The following is a 23,214-nucleotide window of genomic DNA, read 5'->3' on the forward strand; positions in this document are numbered from 1 at the left end:
GTGGCTCTGTTACTGTAGAGCAAGTAGGGTGGAACCGCGGATTAAAACCGTCCCTATGTCCTTGAGACATAGAGGCGGTTTTTTTATATTTTAATAATTTAATTTACGGAGGATTGTTTATGATGAATATCCAAGAAATGATATTAACACTTCAGAAATATTGGTCAAACCAAAATTGCATATTGATGCAGGCTTACGATGTGGAAAAAGGAGCAGGTACAATGTCTCCTATGACCTTACTACGTAGTTTAGGTCCAGAGCCTTGGAATGTAGCTTATGTTGAGCCCTCAAGAAGACCAGCTGATGGACGTTATGGAAAGAATCCAAATCGTTTATATCAACATCATCAATTCCAGGTAATCATGAAACCTTCTCCTGAAAATGTTCAGGAGTTATACCTGGAATCATTAAAAGCATTAGGGATTGATCCACTAAAGCATGATATTCGATTTGTAGAAGATAACTGGGAAAATCCTACACTAGGTGCAGCTGGTTTAGGTTGGGAAGTATGGTTAGATGGAATGGAAATTACCCAATTCACTTATTTTCAACAGATTGGTGGATTAGAGGCTAACCCAGTGACCGTTGAGTTAACTTACGGAATTGAGCGGTTAGCATCTTATATTCAAGATAAGGAGAATGTATTTGATTTAGAATGGACAAATGGAGTAACAGTAAAGGACATTTTCTTACAACCTGAATTCGAGCATTCTAAATATACATTCGAAGAATCCAATACAGAGATGTTATTCCAACTGTTTACCATGTACGAAAAAGAAGCGAAAGTTACGATGGAAAAAGGTCTTGTATTTCCTGCATATGATTATGTTTTAAAATGCTCCCATACATTCAATTTACTTGATGCACGGGGAGTGATATCTGTTACAGAAAGAACAGGGTATATATCTAGAATTAGAAATTTAGCAAGGAGTATTGCGAAGGCATATGTTGCAGAAAGAGAACGGTTAGGATTTCCAATGCTAGAAGAAGAGGAGGATGAAAAAAATGACTAAACATGTGCTATTTGAAATAGGGTTAGAAGAGCTTCCCGCACGATTTATTGATGATGCAGAAAAACAAGTAATTGCAAAAACAACAAAATGGTTACAGGATTTAAGAATTTCCTTCGATTCTGTTACAGGTTATTCAACACCAAGAAGATTGGCAGTATTAATCCAAAATATGGCCGAGGAACAAACAACAGTAGAAGAAGAAGCTAAAGGCCCATCTGTAAAAATTGCCAAAGACGAGGATGGTAATTGGACGAAGGCTGCAATTGGCTTTACAAAAGGTCAAGGTAAAACTACTGATGATATTTATGAAAAAGAAATTAAAGGCACCTCTTATATATTTGTGAAAAAGCATATCGAAGGAAAGTCTAGTAAGGAATTATTACCTTCATTTAAAGAAATAATTGAGTCAATTCAGTTTGGTAAGAATATGCGCTGGGGTAAACAAACTCTGCGATATGCAAGACCAATACGATGGTTAGTTGCACTTTATGGTGAAGAAGTGATTCCATTTGAAGTAGCAGGAGTAAAAACGAATAATATTACGTTTGGACATCGTTTTCTAGGGAAGGAAATTGTCTTAGAAAATCCAATGTCTTATAAAGATGAATTAACTAAAAACTTTGTAATGGTAGAAGCTTCAAAACGAGAAGAATTAATTAAACAAGGGATCCAAGAAATTGAGCGAAAAGAGGGCTTTGAGATTCCGGTTGATGAAGGATTATTAAATGAGGTACGAAATTTAGTGGAATTTCCAACTGTCTTTGTAGGATCCTATGAGAAGGAATTTTTAAATCTTCCTTCAGAAGTGTTAATTACCTCTATGAAAGAGCATCAACGATATTTTCCAGTAAAATCAGCTAATGGAGAATTATTGCCTTATTTTGTAGGAGTTCGAAACGGAAATTCAGAGGCAATTGATACGGTAACAAAAGGTAATGAAAAAGTTCTTCGGGCTAGATTATCGGATGCTCAGTTCTTTTATGAGGAAGATTTAAAGCAGCCAATTGAATATTACCAACGTAAATTAGAAAATGTAGTGTTCCAAGAAAAGCTAGGAACAATTAGTGAGAAGGTTGATCGTGTAGTACACATTACCAAAGCTATTGCAAATCTTATAAAAGTAGACCAAACTACAAAAGAACATTCGATTCGTGCTTCTGAAATAAGCAAGTTCGATTTAATGACGAATATGGTGAATGAATTTACAGAACTTCAAGGTGTTATTGGAGAAAAATATGCAATGAAATTTGGTGAAGATAGTAGAGTTGCTCAAGCAGTTCGAGAACAATATTTACCAAATGCTGCGAATGGTAAACTACCTGAATCAGTTGAGGGGGCTATGGTTAGTATTGCTGATAAACTTGACACAATTGTTGGTAGTATCTACGTTGGATTAAAGCCTACTGGTTCACAAGATCCATATGGACTTCGTCGACAGGCAATTGGAATTTTACGAATTCTACAGAATGTGAAATGGAATATATCCGTAAAAAGTTTATTAGAAATACCTATTAATTTATACGAATCACTAGATATCGAACAAATTGGTGAACAACAAATCGAGATAGAAGTTATGGATTTCATGAAACAACGTGCTGTATTCTTACTAAAAGAGTTAGATATAGAAACGGACGTAATTGAAGCAGTACTGCAACGTAATGTTGGTGTATTAACTTATTCTGTAGAGAAAGCTAAAATATTATCAGAAAAACGTAATGATCCAGCATTTAAAGTTGTACAGGAAGCCTTAGTACGTATACTAAACTTGTCAGATAAGGCAGAGGGAACAGAAATAAATAAAACTATTTTTGAGACACCTTCTGAAGCAAATTTATATGAGGCTTATCATGAAGTAAAAGATAAGTTCTACGAAGAAGAGAGAAATGGTAATGCTGAGTCCGCTTTAAATATATTAAGTAAACTAGCACAACCTATACATGAATTCTTTGATAATAACATGGTTATGGCTAAGGACGATCAACTTCGATTAAATAGGCTTGCTTTAGTAAAGAGTATTGCAAATCTTATTAGTGAATATGCTAATTTAACCGCAATTGAATGGAAACAACAATTTTAATGGTAAGAACAACATGCTTTGCTAGTTAGTATAGCAAAGCATGTTTGGAAGTTATGTTTTTCATAATTTCCTTTCCACTATATATAGGATATAATATTTTATTAGTAGTATGTCATATTGGCTAGGTGGTGAAATAGTGGAATTATCAAGCAGACAGGAAAAGATAATTGAAATTGTAAAAGAGAACGGACCGATTACTGGAGAAAATATTGCAGAAAAATTAAATCTAACTAGAGCTACCCTCCGACCAGATTTAGCGATTCTGACCATGGCTGGATTTTTAGATGCAAGACCAAGAGTTGGATATTTTTATACGGGTAAAACTGGCTCAGAGTTGTTAACGGAAAAGGTCAAAAATTTTAAAGTTCAGGATTATCAATCTATTCCAATTGTGGTTCATGAGAGTGTTTCCGTTTACGATGCAATATCAACGATGTTTTTAGAGGATGTTGGCACATTATTTGTAGTAGACGATAAATCATGTTTAACTGGAATACTATCACGTAAGGATTTATTACGAGCGAGTATTGGTAAACAGGATTTAAATGCGGTTCCTGTTCATATTATTATGACTAGAATGCCGAATATAACTGTATGTAGAAAAGATGATTTGTTAATAGATATTGCTAATCAGCTCATAAGCAAACAAATAGATGGCATACCAGTTATTAAAGATACAGAGAAAGGCTTGGAAGTTATTGGGAGAGTTACGAAAACTACCATTACCAAGGCATTTGTAGAGTTAATCACAGACGATCATGTGTAAGATCAAGGGAAAATACATAGTGAGAGGAGTTTGTAGTCATGGGTAGAAAAACACTTGTTTACGTGTTATCTGATTCTGTTGGAGAAACCGCTGAGTTAGTAATTAAAGCTGGGTTAAGCCAATTCAATAATGGAGAATATAAAATACATCGAATTCCTTATGTTGAAGATAAAAAAACAATAGATGAATCTTTATTATTAGCAAAAGAAGAAGAAGGTATTATTGGGTTTACTTTAGTTGATCCAGAATTAAGAAAATATTTAAATGCAGAAGCTACTAAGATGAATATTGAAGCAATCGATATTATGGGACCAATGTTATCTGCAATGGAGCGTGTTTTTCAAAAAACTCCAAGGCTTGAGCCAGGACTAGTTCATAAACTGGATGAAGATTATTTTAAAAAAGTTGAGGCAATAGAATTTGCTGTTAAATATGATGATGGACGCGATCCAAGAGGAATCTCACGTGCGGATATTGTACTAATTGGAGTCTCTCGAACTTCTAAGACACCTTTGTCACAATACCTAGCATTAAAAAGATTAAAGGTAGCAAATGTTCCGATTGTACCTGAGGTGGATCCACCGGAGGAATTATTTGAGGTCGATTCAGAAAAATGCATTGGATTAAGTATAAGTCCAGAAAAGCTAAATGATATTCGAAAAGAGAGACTAAAAGCTTTAGGCTTAGGTGATCAAGCGACATATGCTAATATAGAGCGAATTCACCAAGAGCTTGATTATTTTAAGAAAGTTGTTGACAGAATTGGATGTGCAGTTGTCGATGTGTCCAACAAAGCTGTAGAGGAAACAGCTAATAGCATTCTCCGTTTAGCACAGAAATGATTGAATCATATACAGATGTGAAGCTATGAACTAAATGATTCACTTAAGAAAAATTCGAACAATGATCAAAATTCTTCCACAGAATTCCAATTAGTTCGGATTTTTCTTTTGGATTTTTTAATATCTTGTTACATATTTGATATAGAATTTCAAGTAGCTTGAAATGTTCCGATTGTTTCTAATTCATTATTCTTCCAGCTACTCAAATTTTTATAAAAAAATTCAAATTTAGTATAGTAATTTCGTTAAAAATGTATTATAATTAATATTTGTGTAAAAATAGTATACATATACAATCAATTTGCTACGTATACTCACATTTTCTGAAAAATAAAACATTCGAAATTAAGAAGGATTCTTAAGTCCTTATGTAGAATTATAGTATTAGGATAAACCAAATGGTTGTTCTTTATGCAAAATGTGAAATGGTAACAGCAAGAATAAATTAATCAAGTCCTTCTAAGAGAAATTGCGAAAACTAGAAGGAACTTTTTTTCGACATAATGAAAAAAATGTCGAAAAATGAAGGGTTTTATGAATCAGTATCGAATTTTATTATACGAGGTGATTCAGAAGATAGTAAGATCTTTTTGAATAAGTAAGTAAAGCATGGTGGTATAAGTGTCTAATCAAATACCTGAAGAAGTCATTGAAGACATTCGTAAGTCCAATGATATTGTTGATGTTATTGGTGAATATGTACAACTAAAGAAACAGGGAAGAAATTATTTTGGCCTTTGTCCATTTCATGGTGAAAAGACTCCTTCCTTTTCTGTTACACAGGAAAAACAAATTTTTCATTGCTTTGGCTGTGGAAAAGGCGGAAACGTAGTTACATTCATAATGGAAATAGAAAGTTATTCTTTTTTTGAAGCAGTTAAACATTTGGCCAATAGAAGTGGCGTGAAATTACCTGAAACTGCTATTGATCGAGAAAACTCTCTTTCCGTAGAAAATCAAAATATTATTTCTGCGTATGAATGGTTAACAAAATTATATCACCACCTTTTAAGGTATACAAAAGATGGAAAAGATGGATATCGGTATTTCAGAGATAGAGGAATTAGCGATGAAACCATTGACGAATTCCAACTTGGTTTTGCACCGAACATTAAAGACTTTACAGCTACTTTTCTAGAGAAAAAAGGATTTCATAAGCAACTTCTTGTAAAAGCGGGGATTCTAACTTTACAAAGTGATGATACAGTTACAGATCGCTTTAGAGGAAGAGTTATTTATCCAATCCGAAATCATCTGGGCAAAACGGTAGCATTTGGTGGGCGAACAATAACCGACCAAGGACCAAAGTATTTAAACAGTTCAGAGAGTGATCTTTTTCATAAAGGGAAAATTCTTTATAATTTTGACCTAGCCAAAAAACATATTCGTAAGAAAAGTGAAGTAATATTATTTGAAGGGCAAATGGATGTTATTTCTGCATATCAAGCTGGAGTGAAAAATGTTGTAGCTACGATGGGAACTGCGTTAACAGAAATGCAAGCAAAATTATTACGACGCTATGTGGATAATGTTATAATTTGCTACGATGCTGATAATGCTGGTATAGAAGCTAGCTATAAAGCAGCAACATTACTTCAAAGTGTTGGTTGTCAAGTTAAGATCGCTAAAATGAAGGATGGTATGGATCCTGATAATTTTATTCAGGAGATTGGTGCTGAAGCGTTTAAGACAGAGGTAATTGAAGCAAGCGATACGTTCATGACTTTTTACATGAACTATCTGAAAAAAGATTATAACTTGAGTCTAGAAGGAGATCGACTTCAATATATAGAAAATGTATTGAAAGAACTTGCTAAAATTGATAGTCCGATTGAACGAGAATTTTATGTAAAAGAGCTAAGTAGTGAATATGATTTAATGATGGATACATTATTAGAAGAAATTCAAGTATATCGGCAAAAATCAGATACTCCTAAGGATAAGAGCGAAAAAGACAGATATACTAATAAGGTACAAAAACCGTATCAAAAAAGAAAGTTACTTCCTGCATTTCATAATGCAGAGCGAAAGTTAATCGCTTATATGCTGCAAGACAGAACGATAACTGAAAAAGTACAGGAGGAAATTGGTGCTTCCTTTAATATAGATGAGCATAAAATTATAGCAACCCATTTATATGCCTACTATGAGGAAGACAATCCAGTAGATGTCAGTTTGTTCGTTGAACGATTGCAAGAAGATCGATTGAAGCAACTAACAATTGAATTAGCAATGCTTCCATTATATGAAGAAATTAGTGAAGCTGAAATTAATGATTATATTAGGATCATTCGTACACAATCGAATGATATGGCTAATATAAAACAACTAAAGGATGAGCAACGCTTAGCTGAACAACAACAAGATCCAGTTAAAGCAGCTCAGATCGCTATGCAAATCCTTAACATAAAGAAGCAAGTAAAGCATGAATAAAAAAGATTGAAGTAGTCTAAGAAGGAGGGGGACTCATGGCCGACAATAAACCTTCACAAACAAAAGAAAACGAGCCAGAGTTAACACTTGAACAAGCCAAAGATCAGTTATTGGAAATTGGTAAGAAGCGAGGAGTACTTGCATATGAAGAAATAGCAGATCGCTTATCTAATTTCGTAATCGAACCTGATCAAATGGACGAATTTTATGAGTTCTTAGGAGAACAAGGTGTTGAGATTATAGGTGATTCTGAAGATGATCCTAATATGAAAGAAATTGAAAAGGAAGAAGAATTTGATTTAAACGATCTAAGCGTACCTCTTGGGATTAAAATTAACGACCCAGTTAGGATGTACCTCAAAGAAATTGGCAGAGTTGATTTATTATCTGCTGAAGAAGAGATTGAACTTGCAACTCGAATTGAGCAAGGTGAAGAAGAGGCAAAAAGACGCTTAGCGGAAGCGAACCTGCGCTTGGTAGTAAGTATCGCAAAGCGTTATGTTGGGCGAGGAATGCTATTCTTAGATTTGATCCAAGAAGGAAATATGGGGTTAATTAAAGCAGTTGAAAAGTTTGATTATCGAAAAGGATTTAAGTTTAGCACCTATGCCACTTGGTGGATTCGCCAGGCAATTACACGTGCAATTGCAGACCAAGCTCGTACTATCAGGATACCGGTTCATATGGTAGAAACAATAAATAAATTAATTCGTGTACAAAGACAATTGTTACAAGATCTTGGTCGTGAACCTACTCCAGAAGAAATTGGAGAAGAAATGGAACTTTCACCAGACAAAGTACGTGATATCTTAAAAATTGCCCAGGAGCCTGTATCTTTAGAGACACCAATAGGTGAGGAAGATGATTCTCACTTGGGAGATTTTATTGAAGACCACGAAGCTGTGTCACCGTCTGACCATGCTGCATACGAACTGTTAAAAGAGCAATTAGAAGATGTGTTGGATACGTTAACTGACCGAGAAGAAAATGTTCTTCGTTTACGCTTCGGACTGGATGATGGACGTACTAGAACACTTGAAGAAGTAGGGAAGGTGTTCGGAGTAACACGTGAAAGAATTCGCCAAATAGAAGCAAAGGCTCTCCGTAAGTTAAGACATCCTAGTCGTAGTAAACGATTAAAAGATTTTATGGATTAAGTAGTTAGTCATTGGTCATGTGCATTTTACTTATGAACAATGACTACGCTATTTTTTATTGTAATATTACTCGAATTAAAAAGAAAGGTTTCCCTCTTTCTTAGTGTTGAAGAAATACTTGGACCAAGTATTTCTTCTTACAACATGATACCGTTTTCATTTCTTGTTATTTATTTTACTCAATTTAAACTCTTTTTGCAACTAGGTATTTTTGATTCTTTTTTCATTAAAGTCCTTTGAGAAAACTTTGTTCAAGGTTAATTTTAAATTGTTCTTTAATTTTTCACATCTTTTTTCTTTAAACTATTCTAGTTTTCGAGTAAAATAAATATAGCTTTGTACAATAAAGTAGATAATGGGGATACATAAGGAGGAAATACAATGAGAAAAAACCCAGTGATTCCATATGCAATGATAGCTGTAATCGGAATACTTACTGTAATTGTTTTATCATTTATTGGTGTAAATCAACGTGATCAGTTAGCTGAAGGTGAACACGGAGAAGCTACTCAAAATGAAGAGGGCGAAACCACTACAGATCCAGAAGCAATATATGAAACAAATTGTGCGATGTGTCACGGAGGAGATTTAACTGGAGGAATGGGTCCGGACTTAACTCAAGTTGGTGCGGAATTGTCTGCTGATGAAATCTCTAACATTATTGTAAATGGTCAAGGTGATATGCCTGCTCAGGGACATCTTTCAGAAGGTGAAGTATCATCTCTTGTTGAATGGTTAAGTGAAAAGCAATAGCAAATTGAATCTTGACGAAAGAAGCTTTCTGCGAAAAAACAGAAAGCTTTTCTTTTATCCCCGATATAACAGGCGGTAAGATCCCTGTTGATTGAAGGATTCACATTATCCATTACTAGAAGAAGATTTAATTTACATATTGGAGGTACTTATGGAAGAATCAATCAAGCTTTCCAAGAGGTTATCCATTGTTGCATCTTATCTACCGTCAGGAGCAGTATTTGCTGATATAGGCTCAGATCACGCCTATCTCCCGTGCTTTGTATGTTCGAATGATAATGAAGCGCGTGCAATTGCTGGCGAAGTTAATGTAGGACCATATGAGAGTGCAAAAGAAACAGTTAATTACTATCAATTAAATGATGTAGTAGATGTTCGCTTAGGTAATGGGTTAGAAGTTGTAACACCAGGAGAAGTAGAACAAGTGGTAATTGCTGGTATGGGAGGCGCATTAATAAAAAGTATTTTAGAGGAAGGTGTTGATAACTTAAAGAATGCCAAAAGAATCATTGCCCAACCAAATGTAGACGAAAAAAATGTTCGTACATGGCTCACAACGAATGACTATGTTATTTCACATGAGGCAATAACAGAAGAAAATGGTCATATTTATGAGATTATTGTTGCTGATCGTTACAAAAATGGGAAGCAATTAACGGAAATGGAAATTCTTTTTGGACCAGAACTATTAAAAAGTAAACCTAGTGAATTTTATCAGAAATGGAAGTTGGAGCGAGAGAAACGGTTACGGGTAATTGAGCAATTAAATCAGGCAAAAATTCCGCCAAAAGAGAAGATTTATCAATTTGAACATGAGTTAAAAATGATCGAGGAGGTTTTAATGGATGAAAAAACCATTGACTAATTCGGATGTCTTTAAGGTCATGGAAGAATGGGCACCAAAATCGTTAGCCTATGATTGGGATAATGTTGGACTTCAAGTTGGTTCTCATAATAAAACCGTTAAAAAAATAATGATCACGCTTGATGTTATGGAAGAAGTAGTTGATGAGGCAATCCAACAAAACGTAGATCTTATTATTGCTCATCACCCATTACTATTTAAACCGTTACATCAAGTTAATACGGATAGTCCGCATGGCAGGATCGTTAAAAAATTAATTGAGAATGAAATTACCGTTTATGCTTCACATACTAACTTAGATGCTGCAGTTGGCGGTGTAAACGACATGTTAAGTGACCAATTGAATTTGACACAAAGGGAAGTATTAGCTGATACGTATCACGAATCCCTTTATAAAATTGCGATTTATGTTCCTGTTTCCCATAAAGCTGATGTGCTTGAAGCACTAAGTAATCAAGGGGCAGGACATATAGGTAATTATAGTCATTGTTCATTTCAAACAGAAGGCACTGGTACTTTTAAACCACTTGAAGGTTCTACCCCTTATATTGGTAGCGAAGATGAAATAGAAAATGTACATGAAGTTAAAATTGAGACGATAGTTGAAGAAAGTAAATTACATGATGTAGTCCGTGCAATGATTACTAGTCACCCATACGAAGAACCTGCCTATGATATTTATCCATTACAAAACGAAGGCAAATCATTTGGTATAGGTCGTATTGGTGAGCTAAAAGAGCACATGAACCTAGAGGCTTTTTGTGGACGTCTTAAGAGATCTATGGGTGTTTCTCATGTAAGAGCGACTGGAGATCTATCTAAAAAGGTAAAAAAAGTTGCTGTTCTTGGTGGTAGTGGTGAAAAGTATATTCATATGGCTAAAAGAAAAGGTGCAGATGTTTATGTTACTGGAGATATGACCTTTCATATGGCTCAGGAAGCATGGCAAATGGGACTTGCTGTTGTTGATGCTGGTCACTATATTGAATCCATCATGAAAACTGGAACAAAAAAACATCTGGAAAACAAACTGAAGGAAATAGAGATTATTACCTCTACAGTAGATACCGATCCTTTTAAATTTGTTTAATAGTGAAGAATATGTATACCATATTAATGATATGGTGTTAAGATGATAGTGATCATCAAAAGGAGTATTATTATGGAAAAAAAATTTAATGATTTTTCATTACAACCAATTATGTTGGATGTAATAAACCAATTAGGCTTTAAGCAACCAACAGAGATTCAAGAAAAGGTGATACCGGCTATCCTTAATGGGAAAAGTGTGATAGGGCAATCCCACACTGGATCTGGTAAAACACATGCCTACCTCATCCCTTTGTTTAATCAAATGGATACAACCAAAAGAGAGATTCAGTTTGTAATTACAGCACCAACTAGAGAGTTAGCAATGCAAATATTTGATGAAGTTAAAAAAATGATTAAGTATGCCGATAAAGAACAGAAATGGATTGCAAAATTACTGGTTGGTGGTACGGATAAACAGAAAATGGTTGAAAAACTAAAAGAACCCCCACATATTGTTGTAGGTACACCGGGTAGAATTTTAGACTTGGTTAAAGAAGAGGCAATCTCTCTTTATTCTGCAAAATCATTTGTTATTGATGAAGCAGATTTAATGTTGGATTTAGGCTTTATTAATGAAGTTGATCAATTACTCGTTCGGAGCAATCCAGATATTCAACTTCTAGTTTACTCTGCGACTATACCGCAACGTTTAGAGCACTTCTTAAAAAAATATTTGGAGAATCCATTACATGTTAAAATTGCTAACGAATTATCTCCTGAAACGATGGAGCATCGTTTAGTTGCTCTCAAGCATCGTAAGGAAGCAGATGTTATTTATGAGATATCTAAAGCTATTCACCCTTATTTAGCTATTATTTTTACCAATGGTAAGGATAAGGCTAATGAGTTGGCTGATGAATTGTTAGACAGAGGATTAGATGTTGGGTTAATTCACGGTGGTTTAACACCACGTGAAAGAAAACGCGTACTAAAGGATATCCAAAACTTACGTTATCAATATATCGTAGCGACAGACTTAGCAGCTAGGGGAATCGATATAAAGGGTGTCAGCCATGTGATCAATGCCCAAATACCAAAAGAAGAAGAATTTTATATTCATCGAGTAGGACGTACAGCAAGAGCAGGGATGGAAGGAACTGCAATAAGTTTATACCATGAGGAAGATTTACAACTTATCCAGAAATTAGAACAAAAAGGATTGGACTTTGTTTTTACTGATGTTAAAAATGGCCAGTGGATGGAAGCAAAGCCATGGAATGAGCGAAATCTTCGGACGAAAGTAACAACAAATGTAGAAAAAGAAGCTTGGAAAAAGGTACGTAAACCAAAGAAAGTTAAACCAGGCTATAAAAAGAAAATGAAAAAGCAACAAGAATCGATTAAAAAGCAGATAACCAAAAGAACAAAATATAAAAAGTAAGTGTAATAGGGAGAGGTGTACACATTGTTGAAAATAGGTTCACATGTATCAATGAGTGGTAAAAAAATGCTTCTAGCTTCGAGTGAAGAAGCAGTTTCTTATGGTGCAAATACATTTATGATTTATACAGGAGCACCACAAAATACGAGAAGAAAAGCAATTGAAGAATTAAATATTGAAAAAGGTCTAGAACATATGGAAGCAAATGGCATTTCAAATATTGTTGTTCATGCACCATATATTATTAATATTGGAAATACAACTAAACCAGAAACATTCGAATTAGGGGTAAATTTTTTACGAAGTGAAATCGAGAGAACTCAAGCGCTTGGTGCTAAACAAATTGTTTTACATCCTGGAGCGCATGTAGGTGCAGGTGCCGAAAAGGGTATAGAAAAAATTATAGAAGGTCTAAATGAAGTTTTAGAAAAGGAAAAGGATGTACAAATAGCACTTGAAACAATGGCTGGTAAGGGCTCAGAGGTAGGTCGAACGTTTGATGAAATAGCTAAAATTATTGATGGTGTAACACACAATGAGAAGCTATCTGTATGCTTAGATACCTGTCATATTCATGATGCTGGTTATGATATTGTCAATGACTTTGATGGAGTACTAAATGACTTCGATAAGATTATCGGTATTGATCGTATAAAAGTAGTTCATGTCAACGATAGCAAAAATGAACGTGGTGCGCATAAGGATAGACATGAAAATATCGGTTTTGGTCATATTGGCTTTGAAGCATTAAACTATGTCATTCATCATCCTCAACTAGAGGATTTACCGAAAATCTTGGAAACACCATATGTTGGTGAAGATAAAAAGAATAAAAAACCTCCTTACAAATTTGAAATCAATATGATTAAGGACGGAAATTTTGTACCTGATTTAAAAGAAATGATAATGAATCAGTAATGAGTAAAAAGGAATCTTGTTGTATGATCAAGATTCCTTTTTTATTTCGCATATAATGGTCAGTAAAACCCCTAACTAATGGGAATTTCTTTAGTCCAACCTTTAGTTATTTAAATAAAGATTCAAGACCATAAGCTTTAACCATCTCATTGAACAATTTATTAGCTTTTTTAGCTGTTTCCGTATCTGTTATTCGTGCAAGCTCTTGAAGCATTTTTTTATGATCCTTTTTATTGAAAGGGTCTATTTTTTTCGTTTTGATATATTTCGCTATTTCTTCTGCTTCATTTTTTGAAATATGAAAGCCGTATTCTTTTGCATAATTACGAATTTCATTAGGTGTAAGTTGTTTCATTTTATTAATGATTAGTTCTTTAATAAATGTGGACATACGTAATCTCCTTTAAAATTTAACTGTTATTTTACTATATGCACAAGAGCGAGTGAACTCAACTTGTCTCCGAGTATTTTGCTTTTTATAGAAGCAATTGTTTCTTTTCCCATAAAGTAACATTATATTATGACGAACAAATCATAAACTATAGATGCACCTCAACTTAAAAAGGAGGTCTAACTAATGGATGAATTCAATCGTCGAGACAATGACAATATTGAAGATGCTCCAAATCACGGTGGCCCGACTAACGAAGGACCAATAGCTCCTGGGAATTTTGAAAAACCAGAAACAATCGCTACGTATAGTGATCGTGATGAAGAAACCGCTGCAGAGTTGACTGCAGATGATTATGAACGCCAACCTGTTAGAGTTGATGAAGAAGAAGGTGTAGAGGCTAACACTGCGATGGGGTGGATAGCTATCGCATTATCTATTGTATCCTTCTTCTGGTTACCAATTATCTTGGGTGCCGCTGGTGTAATTGTTGGTTTTATGGCAAGAGCTCGTAACGCTGATACGTTAGGTAATATTGCTATTGTTGCAGGGGCAATTTCCATTGTATTCGCGCTCTTTATAGGACCATTTCTTTAAATGAAGAGGCTGACTTTTGGTCAGCCTCTTTTCGTATAGTCTCACTCGTTATACATCGGAAAGTAATAAAATGAATTTGATTTTATATTATATGGGTCGACGTGGGGGTTTAATTGTTTAAAATCACTTAAGATTCGATTAACATCTAATTGTGCTGATTCAAAATTGTTTAACCTCTCAACCACTGATAAAACTGTCTCTCCGTGTGATACTTTTACTTTTACTGCTTGGTACATATTGTGTTCAGTATCAACCACTACCTTTTTTTCTTGCTCATTACTTTTTACCTCGGTACCGATGGTAATGTCTTTATAAACACTTATTAAAAATAGTATAATGAGTAAGTAGAGCAGAAATTTTTTCATTTTCGAATAGCTCCTTTTTTAGCAGGTAAGGGTTTTTGTATGAAAGTATGACTATAGCCAAACTTTCTAATGAAACTTTCCACTACGTATATTCGTATAATGAATTAAAAGAAAAGGAGGGGGAAGTATTGGAAATATTCACATATGATTGGATAGGTATGGTGATTACTGGGTTCGCTACTTTATTTTTAATTGGAGAAATTCTTGTTAATATGCGTGGTTTTTTTGCATTATTAGGAATTGGATTTATAACAGTATATTTTTCTGTTTACTTAGAAACAAGCTCCCTTATCATTATGCTTATTATTTATTTTGTTGGTTTATTACTAATCGTAATAGATGGAAAATTATTAAATGATGGCACATTAGCAACAATAGGTGTTGCAAGTATGTTAACGGCAGTTGCTTTACCTGCTCCCTCATTTGGTGCTGGATTGTATGCAGTTCTTGGAGTACTAATTGGTGTAGGGTCTTCATTTTTCTTCTTAAAGGTATTTAAACGTAGAGAAATGTGGACAAAAATTGCTCTAAAAGATCGGTTAACAAAAGAGGCTGGTTATAGTTCAATGAATAAAGACTATGAAGCACTAGTAAATCAAGAAGGAATTACACTAAATGATCTTCGACCAGTAGGGACAATTCGAATTGATAATAAGGATTATAGTGCGGTTTCAAATGGTCAATGGATCCCAAAAAATAGTACTGTTTGTGTAGTAAATGTTGATGGTACGAAAATTCTAGTTGAAAAAACAAATTAATAAAAAGCTCTTATCGAATAATGTAGACGCATTTCGATGAGAGCTTTTTTATCTTTTGATAACTTAATTTTAGAACCGAATAATTAACCTTTATACGAAAATAATAGGGGTACAAGTAAAAGATTGAAATTAGTTTTGTAAATTTAATGTTAATTTTTACTTAACATACTTTACAAAACGCTTGTCATCTTCAATAATGATTAAGGCATGTCTACTAACAACAAGATTTTTTGAAGGGAAGGAATTTCATTGGATATCGATATACAGACACTCCTGTTTGAATTTATAGGAGGATTAGGGATTTTCCTACTAGGTATTAAGTATATGGGGGAAGGGCTTCAAAAGTCCGCGGGTGACCGATTACGTGATATTTTGGATCGTTTTACAAGCAACCCATTACTAGGTGTTTTAGCCGGAATTATCGTTACTATTCTTATTCAAAGTAGTTCAGGAACAACCGTATTAACTATTGGTTTAGTAAATGCAGGATTCATGACTCTAAGACAAGCTATCGGTGTTATTATGGGTGCTAACATCGGTACTACAGTCACAGCGTTTGTTATTGGACTAGATATTGGAGAATATGCACTTCCGATAATTGCAATTGGCTGTTTCCTACTATTTTTCTTTAAAAATACAAAAGTCAACAATATTGGACAGACTATTTTCGGCTTTGGTGCACTGTTTTTTGGTCTAGAATTGATGAGTGGAGGTTTAAAACCCCTTCGTACATTAGATGTCTTCCAAGAACTGACAGTAGAGATGAGTACACATCCAGTATTGGGTGTAGTAATTGGTACAGTGTTTACAGTAATTGTTCAAAGTTCCAGTGCAACAATTGGGATATTACAATCATTATTTTCTGAAGGTGCGATACACTTACAGGCAGCACTTCCTGTATTATTTGGAGATAATATTGGAACAACAATTACTGCAATCTTAGCTTCTATTGGAGCAAGTGTAGCAGCTAGAAGAGCGGCATTAACACATGTTATTTTTAACTTGATTGGTACTACTATTGTTCTTATATTATTAGTTCCGTTTACTAATTATGTATTGTTATTACAGGAACAATTTAATTTAAATGAAGAAATGACAATTGCATTTGCACATGGTAGTTTTAACGTAGTTAACACACTCATTCAATTACCATTTATCGGTGCACTTGCATGGATTGTAACAAGAATTGTCCCAGGTAAAGATGTTATCGTGGAATACAAACCACAGCATCTGGATCCTATATTCATCCAACAGTCATCAACATTAGCATTAGATCAAGCAAAGGCCGAAGTTGTTCGCATGGGTGAGTATGCTTCTAAGGGATTAGAAGAGACAAACTTGTATTTAACAAACCACCATCAAAAGCACTCTGAAATGGCAATGCAGATTGAAGGTGCTTTAAATAATCTAGACAGGAAAATCACTGATTATCTAATAGAATTGTCTGGAGAATCGATGTCCGAATTAGAAAGTGCAAAACACACTGCATTAATGGATTCTGTACGTGATATTGAACGAATGGGAGACCATTTTGAAAATATTATCGAATTAATTGACTATAAAATATCAAATAAAGTTCAATTAACAGATCAAGCTATTGAAGATCTTAACAATATGTTTGATTTAACGATATTAACAGTAAAACAAGCTATTAAATCTCTTGACGAATCGAATCGAGAGGAAGCTCTTGCAGTAGTACAGAAAGAAGATCAAATAGATAAGATGGAGCGTGCTTTCCGTAAAAAGCATATCATTCGAATGAATGAAGGGCTATGTAGTGCATCTGCAGGAATTGTATTTGTTGATATCATCAGTAACCTAGAACGTATTGGAGATCACGCAGTAAATATTGCTGAAGCTGTTTTAGGTGAAAAGTAGTTTTTATCACAGACTGAATCACACAGTAATTCGATTTATTGAATTTACTGTGTGATTTTTGTTGTTGTAGGTTACATAAATTCAAGTTTTGGGAATAACGGAATGAGGATTCATTTTATTCGTATCGGATTTTCATTCCTTTAATGTATACGTTATTAAGGAATAGCTGGTTAACTAATAAGAACGACTAAATACTACATTTTTTTAAATATATGTATAACTTTTATTGAAATCTAACCAAGAAGATGGTATATTAATTCTTGTCGTCTCAACCATACATATTAATCGACATTATAAGAATTAGAAATATATATTGACATATTTGCATTATCATGATAAATTATATTTCGTTCCTTAAAAAAATTGAAACAAGCTGTTGTGCTGCAAGCACCATACATCGGTGAATAAACGAGAAGATGTAGGGGTCCAGCTTCATTGGTTATGCTAACAAAATTATAATGAAGACAACTTTTTAAAATTATTCCACAGTAGCTCAGTGGTAGAGATGAGCAAAGCATCTACCGAAAAAGCTACGAATAACCCCGAAGCACCATACACCCGTGAATAAACGAGAAGATGTAGGGGTCCAGCTTCATTGGTTAAGCTAACAAAAATATAATGAAGGCAACTTTTTAAAATTATTCCACAGTAGCTCAGTGGTAGAGATGAGCAAAGCATCTACCGAAAAAGCTACGAATAACCCCGAAGCACCATACATCGGTGAATAAACGAGAAGATGTAGGGGTCCAGCTTCATTGGTTAAGCTAACAAAAACATAATGAAGGCAACTTTTTAAAATTATTCCACAGTAGCTCAGTGGTAGAGCTATCGGCTGTTAACCGATCGGTCGTAGGTTCGAATCCTACCTGTGGAGCCATTTGGCGGCGTAGCTCAGCTGGCGAGAGCGTACGGTTCATACCCGTGAGGTCGGGGGTTCGATCCCCTCCGCCGCCACCAAATAAATATATTTATCTATGGCGGTCGTGGCGAAGTGGTTAACGCACCGGATTGTGGCTCCGGCATTCGTGGGTTCGATTCCCACCGGTCGCCCCATATATTTTAATCAAGGACCCTTAGCTCAGTTGGTTAGAGCTATCGGCTCATAACCGATCGGTCGCAGGTTCGAGTCCTGCAGGGTCCACCATTAATTATTCGGAGGTATACCCAAGTCTGGCTGAAGGGATCGGTCTTGAAAACCGACAGGCGGGTCAAACCGCGCGGGGGTTCGAATCCCTCTACCTCCTCCATACATATTGTTAGCTCGGTAGCTGACCGCACACATCTCGAATAATCAACTATATGCACTGTCCCGAAGCACAAAGCTTCTCTGAATATAGCTAGCAGATGCAGGGACACATTAGCCAAACAATAATTAGGGGCAATAGACTCAGTAAAAGTTCAATACATGGCTCGGTAGCTCAGTCGGTAGAGCAAAGGACTGAAAATCCTTGTGTCGGCGGTTCGATTCCGTCCCGAGCCACCATTTCATAAAACTACTCCAACAAGCTTTGATGCTTGTTTTTTTATATATTTGAAATATTTATACTATCTGTATAGTGTTAACTGTGCATATAATTTGCAACAAATGGTTACCTCTGATAATCTTTCAAGTAAAGGATAATCATTCCTTTCATTTGATTAAATTAAAAGGAGGAGTTTTACAATGGCAAAATTCGAATTACCAGAATTGCCTTATGCATATGATGCATTAGAGCCAACAATTGACAAAGAAACAATGAACATCCATCATACAAAGCATCATAACACGTATGTTACTAAGTTAAATGGTGCACTTGAGGGACACGCTGAACTTCAAGAAAAATCTATTGAAGATCTTGTAAGTAACCTAGATGCAGTTCCTGAAAGTATTCGTACTGCAGTACGTAACAATGGTGGTGGACATGCAAACCATAGTCTTTTCTGGAAAGTTCTGTCACCAAACGGTGGAGGAGAGCCTACTGGAGAACTTGCTGAAAAAATCAATGCAAAATTTGGTAGCTTAGATAAATTTAAAGAGGAATTTGAAAATGCAGCTGCCACTCGCTTCGGTTCTGGTTGGGCTTGGTTAGTACTTAATAATGGTGAACTTGAAGTAACAAGCACTCCTAACCAAGATTCTCCATTAATGGAGGGTAAAACTCCATTATTAGGACTTGATGTTTGGGAACATGCATATTACTTAAAATATCAAAACAAACGTCCAGACTATGCTAAAGCATTCTGGAATGTAGTTAATTGGGACGAAGTTGCTAAAAACTATAACGAGGCAAAATAATTTTAAAAAACACGAGGTAACCCTCGTGTTTTTTTATGCTTTTAAAAGCAAGTGAATATCCAATAATGAATTGCTCAAACTATAGATGAAAGGAAAAGGGGCAATTTATTATGCATAGAACATACCAACATCTTATCGGAAAAACAGAAATTAATAGAGACTTAATTTTACTACTAGTAATAGGTGGACTATATTCTTTAGGTATTTACCTTTCGAATACATTTGTGAATATATACTTATGGAAACAGGCTGGAGACTATATTACGATTGCTGTCTATAATTTAGCTATCTTTATTTTTCAACCTGTAACATTTATAATTGCAGGTAAGATTGCAAAAAAAGTTGATCGAATTATTGTATTAAGATTAGGTGTAATATTTTTATCCCTATTTTTTTTATGTGTTTTATTTATTGGTGAAAATGCTGCGACATTTAATTTCTTATTAGGGAGTCTATTAGGCGTCGGATATGGATTTTATTGGTTGGCATTTAATGTATTAACATTTGAAATAACCGAACCAGAGACAAGAGATTTTTTCAATGGATTTTTAGGTGTTCTTCAGTCCTTTGGAGGAATGGTTGCGCCAATTTCTGCAGGTTTTATCATTTCTAGAATGACAGAGAATGTAGGATATACTGTAATTTTTACAATCTCATTCATATTATTTATTCTAGCGGTTGTAAGTAGTTTGTTTCTGAAGCGACGATCTGCTGAGGGGAATTTTTATTTTAGAAAGATTATCCAAGAACGGAAGCATAATAAGAATTGGAAACGTATCTTGAATGCACATGTATTTCAAGGCTTACGCGAAGGCATTTTCATGTTCGTAATTTCTATTTGGATTTATATTGTAACTGAAAGTGAATTGTCACTTGGAATGTTTAATTTATTTTTCTCGGGTTTTTCTTTTGTTTTTTACTTTTTAACAACTAAATTTATAAAGCAGTCAAAGCGAAAGCAAGCAATTCTTTTTGGTAGTTTGTTACTTTATTCCTCCTTATTTATAATTTTAATTCATGCTAGCTTTGTTACGCTTATTATTTATGGTATTTTGATTGGTATTGCATATCCGATTATAAATGTGCCATATGCATCATTAACCTATGATGTAATTGGTAAAGCGAGGGAAGCTAAAGAATTAAGAATTGAATATATTGTTGTTCGTGAGTTCTTTTTAAATATTGGGCGGGTTGCATCAATTATTACCTTTTTAATAGCAGTCTCACTTGTAGATCCTGAAACAGTTATTCCAATCCTGTTAGTTGTATTTGGTGCTCTACACTTGTTCATCTACATTTCGCTTAGAAAAATTTATTTAACTAGTCCCCAAAAAGAGGTATTAATAAAGGATCAAATATCGGATGAAAAAAATCGTTAATTAGCTTAGAATATCATGGAAATGATGTTATAATAAAGGTTAGGTTTAGAATGGTTTTTAATGGGGGAGAAGGATGAAGAAAACTAAAAAGAAGCGAGCGCAGTTACCTTTTCGTTTAAATATATTATTTTTTATTGTATTTTTATTGTTCTCCGTATTGATCCTTCAGCTAGGTGTTGTTCAAATTTTGAATGGGGAAAGCTTTCAAGAAGAGATCGATCGCACGATACAGGATACAACAAAGATACCGGTTCCTCGCGGGAAAATGTATGATCGTTTTGGAAATGTTATCGTTGATAATAAACCGCTCTATGCAATTACTTATACCCCTCCAAAGGGTGTTCAAGCAAAAGATAAGCTTGATGTTGCCGAAAAGTTATCTCAATATATTTCTATGTTAGATAATTGTGAAGGGATAGAGGATAGTTCTGAATTAGAGGCTTGTGAATATAACCGAGATAAACAACTAAAATCAATTACCGAGCGAAATAAAAAAGAGTATTGGTATTTGAAAAATCAGGAAGAAGCAGATAGTCGATTATCCCTGGAAGAAGCTGCAGAAATGAGTAATTCAGATGCGTATAATGAAACATTAAAACGTATTACAGAGGATGAAATTAGTAATTTTACAGAAGAGGAACTAGAGGTAATTTTAATTAAAAAGGAATTAGATAAAGCTTATTCTCTAACACCTCAAATTGTAAAAAATGAAAATGTAACACCTGAGGAATATGCTCAAGTAGCAGAACATCTAGATGAACTACCGGGAATCAATGCTTCAACAGATTGGAATAGAGAATATCCATATGATGTTACGTTTAAAAATATTCTCGGAAGTATCACAACACAAGACACAGGGATTCTAGCTGATAAAGAGCAATATTATCTAACTAGAGGATATAGCAGAAATGACCGTGTTGGTCAAAGTGGCCTAGAAGAACAATATGAAGAGGTCTTAAGAGGTAGAAAAGAACAAATTAAATATACCACTAGTAAAAATGGTAGTGTTTTAGGAGTTGAAACAGTTGTTCAAGGGGAGAGAGGGAAAGATCTGGTTCTAACCGTAGACATGGAATTTCAACAACGGGTTGATGATATTCTTCGAAAGGAATTGAATACAGCAATCTCAGAGCAACCTTCACAAAATCAGCATTTAGAAGATGCTCTTGCGGTAGTGTTAGACCCACAAACAGGTGAAATACTAGCCATTTCTGGTCAACGTTATGACCGCGATGAAAGAGAGTTTCAGGATGTTTCCTTTAGAACTTTATATGATGCTCATCGTCCAGGTTCTACCATAAAAGGAGCAACGATCTTAGCTGGTTTTGAATCTGGTGCAATCTCACCAGGGTACACGATTTATGATAGCCCTGTCGTTATTAAGGGAAGCTCACCTAAGTCATCTCTAAATAAAAATATTGGTACAGTAGATGATAGAGGTGCTTTAAAATATTCATCAAACGTCTACATGTTCCATACCGCTATGCGAATTGGTGGACAATTTAATTTTAAGAATGGTGATCCTTTAGTGTTCCAAGGGGATTACTTCCAACGAATGAGAAATTATTTTTATCAACTCGGTCTTGGAGTAAAGACTGGTATTGATTTTCCATACGAAGCGACAGGTTATGTGGGTGAGTCAAGAGCTGGTCAATTACTTGACTATGCTATTGGTCAGTATGACACCTATACAACAATTCAATTAGCTCAATATGTAGCAACTATTGCTAATGACGGCTACCGTGTACGACCGCATTTCCTAAAAGAAATTCGTATGCCAGAAGCTTCTGATGAGCAATTAGGACCTGTATATCGCAGTGTTAATACGGAAGTTCTAAATCGAATTGATATGAGTGAAGCATATATCGACCGTGTTCAAGAAGGTTTCAGACAGGTATTTCAAGAACAGGGTGGAACAGCTTATTCAACATTTGGAAATAAAGATTATGACCCTGTTGGTAAAACAGGTACAGCAGAGAATGACCTGTATAAAGATGGAAAAAGATATGAAACAATTAACCTTACAATGGTTGCCTATGCCCCTTCTGAGAATCCCGAAATAGCTGTTGCTGTAGTGGTTCCTAACCTTGGGTTGAATAATAACCATCCAATCAATAGATTAATCACAGAAGGAATAATGGATTCCTATTTTGAACTACAGGAAGAGCGAGCAAACGGAGACACTTCTGCCAAGGATGTTGAAGAGGGTCAAGATAAAACAGAAGAAGCGGATGAATAAATAAGACCTAAGATTTCCTACAGGGAATCTTAGGC

The 23,214-nt window shown here is 34.8% G+C and carries 19 protein-coding genes, 6 tRNA genes and 1 other annotated feature (1 of these 26 only partly in view); of the genes, 23 read left to right on the top strand and 2 right to left on the bottom strand.

The genetic code is table 11. The annotated features are described in order from the left end of the window. Window positions 1-58 (top strand) — a binding site (T-box leader); it begins 118 nt to the left of the window's first position. Window positions 59-122: 64 nt separating this feature from the next. From glyQ to GMD78_RS01670, 11 genes are all read left to right on the top strand, one after another. Then, window positions 123-1,013 carry a glycine--tRNA ligase subunit alpha gene (gene glyQ / locus GMD78_RS01620; protein ID WP_155666933.1) on the top strand — a complete coding sequence of 297 codons (891 nt, stop codon included), beginning with the start codon at window positions 123-125 and terminating at the stop codon, window positions 1,011-1,013. Further along, a complete protein-coding gene (glyS, locus tag GMD78_RS01625; protein WP_155666474.1) occupies window positions 1,006-3,090 on the top strand; it encodes a glycine--tRNA ligase subunit beta in 2,085 nt (694 codons plus the stop codon). The genes glyQ and glyS overlap by 8 nt, the downstream gene beginning before the upstream one ends. 109 nt (window positions 3,091-3,199) lie before the next feature. Further along, a complete protein-coding gene (gene ccpN, locus GMD78_RS01630) occupies window positions 3,200-3,856 on the top strand; it encodes a transcriptional regulator CcpN (protein WP_155666476.1) in 657 nt (218 codons plus the stop codon). Between the two features lie 38 nt (window positions 3,857-3,894). Then, window positions 3,895-4,698: a pyruvate, water dikinase regulatory protein gene (locus tag GMD78_RS01635; protein WP_155666478.1), complete on the top strand. Its 804-nt coding sequence runs from the start codon at window positions 3,895-3,897 to the stop codon at window positions 4,696-4,698. 621 nt (window positions 4,699-5,319) lie between these two features. After that, window positions 5,320-7,131 carry a DNA primase gene (gene dnaG, locus GMD78_RS01640; protein WP_343042058.1) on the top strand — a complete coding sequence of 604 codons (1,812 nt, stop codon included), beginning with the start codon at window positions 5,320-5,322 and terminating at the stop codon, window positions 7,129-7,131. A 35-nt stretch (window positions 7,132-7,166) separates the two neighbouring features. Then, entirely contained in the window at window positions 7,167-8,288 is a 1,122-nt protein-coding gene (gene rpoD, locus GMD78_RS01645; RefSeq protein ID WP_155666480.1) for an RNA polymerase sigma factor RpoD, read from the top strand. 381 nt (window positions 8,289-8,669) lie between these two features. Further along, window positions 8,670-9,041 carry a cytochrome c550 gene (gene cccA / locus GMD78_RS01650; protein WP_155666482.1) on the top strand — a complete coding sequence of 124 codons (372 nt, stop codon included), beginning with the start codon at window positions 8,670-8,672 and terminating at the stop codon, window positions 9,039-9,041. 151 nt (window positions 9,042-9,192) lie between these two features. Continuing rightward, window positions 9,193-9,906 (top strand): tRNA (adenine(22)-N(1))-methyltransferase, encoded by a 714-nt coding sequence (locus GMD78_RS01655; RefSeq protein ID WP_155666484.1) that lies wholly within the window; start codon window positions 9,193-9,195, stop codon window positions 9,904-9,906. Further along, window positions 9,887-10,996: a Nif3-like dinuclear metal center hexameric protein gene (locus tag GMD78_RS01660; RefSeq protein ID WP_155666486.1), complete on the top strand. Its 1,110-nt coding sequence runs from the start codon at window positions 9,887-9,889 to the stop codon at window positions 10,994-10,996. Before GMD78_RS01655 ends, GMD78_RS01660 begins: the two co-directional genes overlap by 20 nt. 72 nt (window positions 10,997-11,068) lie before the next feature. Then, window positions 11,069-12,379, top strand: a complete 1,311-nt coding sequence (locus GMD78_RS01665) for a DEAD/DEAH box helicase (RefSeq protein WP_155666488.1) — start codon at window positions 11,069-11,071, stop codon at window positions 12,377-12,379. A gap of 24 nt (window positions 12,380-12,403) precedes the next feature. Beyond that, window positions 12,404-13,297 (top strand): deoxyribonuclease IV, encoded by an 894-nt coding sequence (locus GMD78_RS01670; RefSeq protein WP_155666504.1) that lies wholly within the window; start codon window positions 12,404-12,406, stop codon window positions 13,295-13,297. A gap of 106 nt (window positions 13,298-13,403) precedes the next feature. Here GMD78_RS01670 and GMD78_RS01675 read toward each other — a convergent pair whose 3' ends face one another. After that, window positions 13,404-13,688: a DUF2624 domain-containing protein gene (locus tag GMD78_RS01675; protein WP_155666506.1), complete on the bottom strand. Its 285-nt coding sequence runs from the start codon at window positions 13,686-13,688 to the stop codon at window positions 13,404-13,406. Between the two features lie 186 nt (window positions 13,689-13,874). Between GMD78_RS01675 and GMD78_RS01680 the strand changes: the two genes are divergently transcribed. Further along, the gene (locus GMD78_RS01680) at window positions 13,875-14,285 is read left to right on the top strand and encodes a hypothetical protein (protein ID WP_155666508.1); all 411 of its coding nucleotides are present in this window, start codon (window positions 13,875-13,877) and stop codon (window positions 14,283-14,285) included. Between the two features lie 41 nt (window positions 14,286-14,326). On the opposite strand, the gene GMD78_RS01685 is transcribed toward GMD78_RS01680, so the two are convergent. Next, the gene (locus GMD78_RS01685) at window positions 14,327-14,650 is read right to left on the bottom strand and encodes a hypothetical protein (RefSeq protein ID WP_155666510.1); all 324 of its coding nucleotides are present in this window, start codon (window positions 14,648-14,650) and stop codon (window positions 14,327-14,329) included. A 128-nt stretch (window positions 14,651-14,778) separates the two neighbouring features. On the opposite strand from GMD78_RS01685, the gene GMD78_RS01690 reads away from it, so the two are divergent. From GMD78_RS01690 to GMD78_RS01740, 11 genes are all read left to right on the top strand, one after another. Then, complete coding sequence (locus GMD78_RS01690; RefSeq protein ID WP_155666512.1) at window positions 14,779-15,408, top strand: NfeD family protein; 630 nt, start codon at window positions 14,779-14,781, stop codon at window positions 15,406-15,408. A 249-nt stretch (window positions 15,409-15,657) separates the two neighbouring features. Continuing rightward, on the top strand, window positions 15,658-17,286 hold the full coding sequence (locus GMD78_RS01695) for a Na/Pi cotransporter family protein (protein ID WP_155666513.1): 1,629 nt from the start codon (window positions 15,658-15,660) through the stop codon (window positions 17,284-17,286). A gap of 802 nt (window positions 17,287-18,088) precedes the next feature. Continuing rightward, a tRNA-Asn gene (locus GMD78_RS01700) sits at window positions 18,089-18,163 on the top strand. A 3-nt stretch (window positions 18,164-18,166) separates the two neighbouring features. Further along, window positions 18,167-18,243: transfer RNA gene (locus tag GMD78_RS01705), tRNA-Met, on the top strand. A 20-nt stretch (window positions 18,244-18,263) separates the two neighbouring features. After that, window positions 18,264-18,339, top strand: a tRNA-His gene (locus GMD78_RS01710). Between the two features lie 14 nt (window positions 18,340-18,353). Continuing rightward, a tRNA-Ile gene (locus GMD78_RS01715) sits at window positions 18,354-18,430 on the top strand. A gap of 10 nt (window positions 18,431-18,440) precedes the next feature. Continuing rightward, window positions 18,441-18,533 (top strand) — tRNA-Ser (locus GMD78_RS01720). Window positions 18,534-18,693: 160 nt separating this feature from the next. Then, window positions 18,694-18,769 (top strand) — tRNA-Phe (locus GMD78_RS01725). 180 nt (window positions 18,770-18,949) lie between these two features. After that, a complete protein-coding gene (locus GMD78_RS01730; RefSeq protein WP_155666515.1) occupies window positions 18,950-19,561 on the top strand; it encodes a superoxide dismutase in 612 nt (203 codons plus the stop codon). 110 nt (window positions 19,562-19,671) lie between these two features. After that, window positions 19,672-20,940, top strand: a complete 1,269-nt coding sequence (locus GMD78_RS01735; RefSeq protein WP_155666517.1) for an MFS transporter — start codon at window positions 19,672-19,674, stop codon at window positions 20,938-20,940. A 73-nt stretch (window positions 20,941-21,013) separates the two neighbouring features. After that, entirely contained in the window at window positions 21,014-23,179 is a 2,166-nt protein-coding gene (locus tag GMD78_RS01740) for a peptidoglycan D,D-transpeptidase FtsI family protein (RefSeq protein WP_155666519.1), read from the top strand. Window positions 23,180-23,214 lie beyond the last annotated feature (35 nt).

The sequence above is a fragment of the Ornithinibacillus caprae genome (assembly GCF_009728145.1).
GTDB classification, from domain to species: Bacteria; Bacillota; Bacilli; order Bacillales; family Amphibacillaceae; genus Ornithinibacillus; species Ornithinibacillus caprae.

What these genes read in the sequence shown, in the direction of transcription:
- glyQ (WP_155666933.1), top strand. Translation starts at nt 123, where the DNA reads ATGAATATCCAAGAAATGATATTAACACTTCAGAAATATTGGTCAAAC.
- glyS (WP_155666474.1), top strand. Translation starts at nt 1,006, where the DNA reads ATGACTAAACATGTGCTATTTGAAATAGGGTTAGAAGAGCTTCCCGCA.
- ccpN (WP_155666476.1), top strand. Translation starts at nt 3,200, where the DNA reads ATGTCATATTGGCTAGGTGGTGAAATAGTGGAATTATCAAGCAGACAG.
- GMD78_RS01635 (WP_155666478.1), top strand. Translation starts at nt 3,895, where the DNA reads ATGGGTAGAAAAACACTTGTTTACGTGTTATCTGATTCTGTTGGAGAA.
- rpoD (WP_155666480.1), top strand. Translation starts at nt 7,167, where the DNA reads ATGGCCGACAATAAACCTTCACAAACAAAAGAAAACGAGCCAGAGTTA.
- cccA (WP_155666482.1), top strand. Translation starts at nt 8,670, where the DNA reads ATGAGAAAAAACCCAGTGATTCCATATGCAATGATAGCTGTAATCGGA.
- GMD78_RS01655 (WP_155666484.1), top strand. Translation starts at nt 9,193, where the DNA reads ATGGAAGAATCAATCAAGCTTTCCAAGAGGTTATCCATTGTTGCATCT.
- GMD78_RS01660 (WP_155666486.1), top strand. Translation starts at nt 9,887, where the DNA reads ATGAAAAAACCATTGACTAATTCGGATGTCTTTAAGGTCATGGAAGAA.
- GMD78_RS01665 (WP_155666488.1), top strand. Translation starts at nt 11,069, where the DNA reads ATGGAAAAAAAATTTAATGATTTTTCATTACAACCAATTATGTTGGAT.
- GMD78_RS01675 (WP_155666506.1), bottom strand. Translation starts at nt 13,688, where the DNA reads ATGTCCACATTTATTAAAGAACTAATCATTAATAAAATGAAACAACTT.
- GMD78_RS01680 (WP_155666508.1), top strand. Translation starts at nt 13,875, where the DNA reads ATGGATGAATTCAATCGTCGAGACAATGACAATATTGAAGATGCTCCA.
- GMD78_RS01685 (WP_155666510.1), bottom strand. Translation starts at nt 14,650, where the DNA reads ATGAAAAAATTTCTGCTCTACTTACTCATTATACTATTTTTAATAAGT.
- GMD78_RS01730 (WP_155666515.1), top strand. Translation starts at nt 18,950, where the DNA reads ATGGCAAAATTCGAATTACCAGAATTGCCTTATGCATATGATGCATTA.
- GMD78_RS01735 (WP_155666517.1), top strand. Translation starts at nt 19,672, where the DNA reads ATGCATAGAACATACCAACATCTTATCGGAAAAACAGAAATTAATAGA.
- GMD78_RS01740 (WP_155666519.1), top strand. Translation starts at nt 21,014, where the DNA reads ATGAAGAAAACTAAAAAGAAGCGAGCGCAGTTACCTTTTCGTTTAAAT.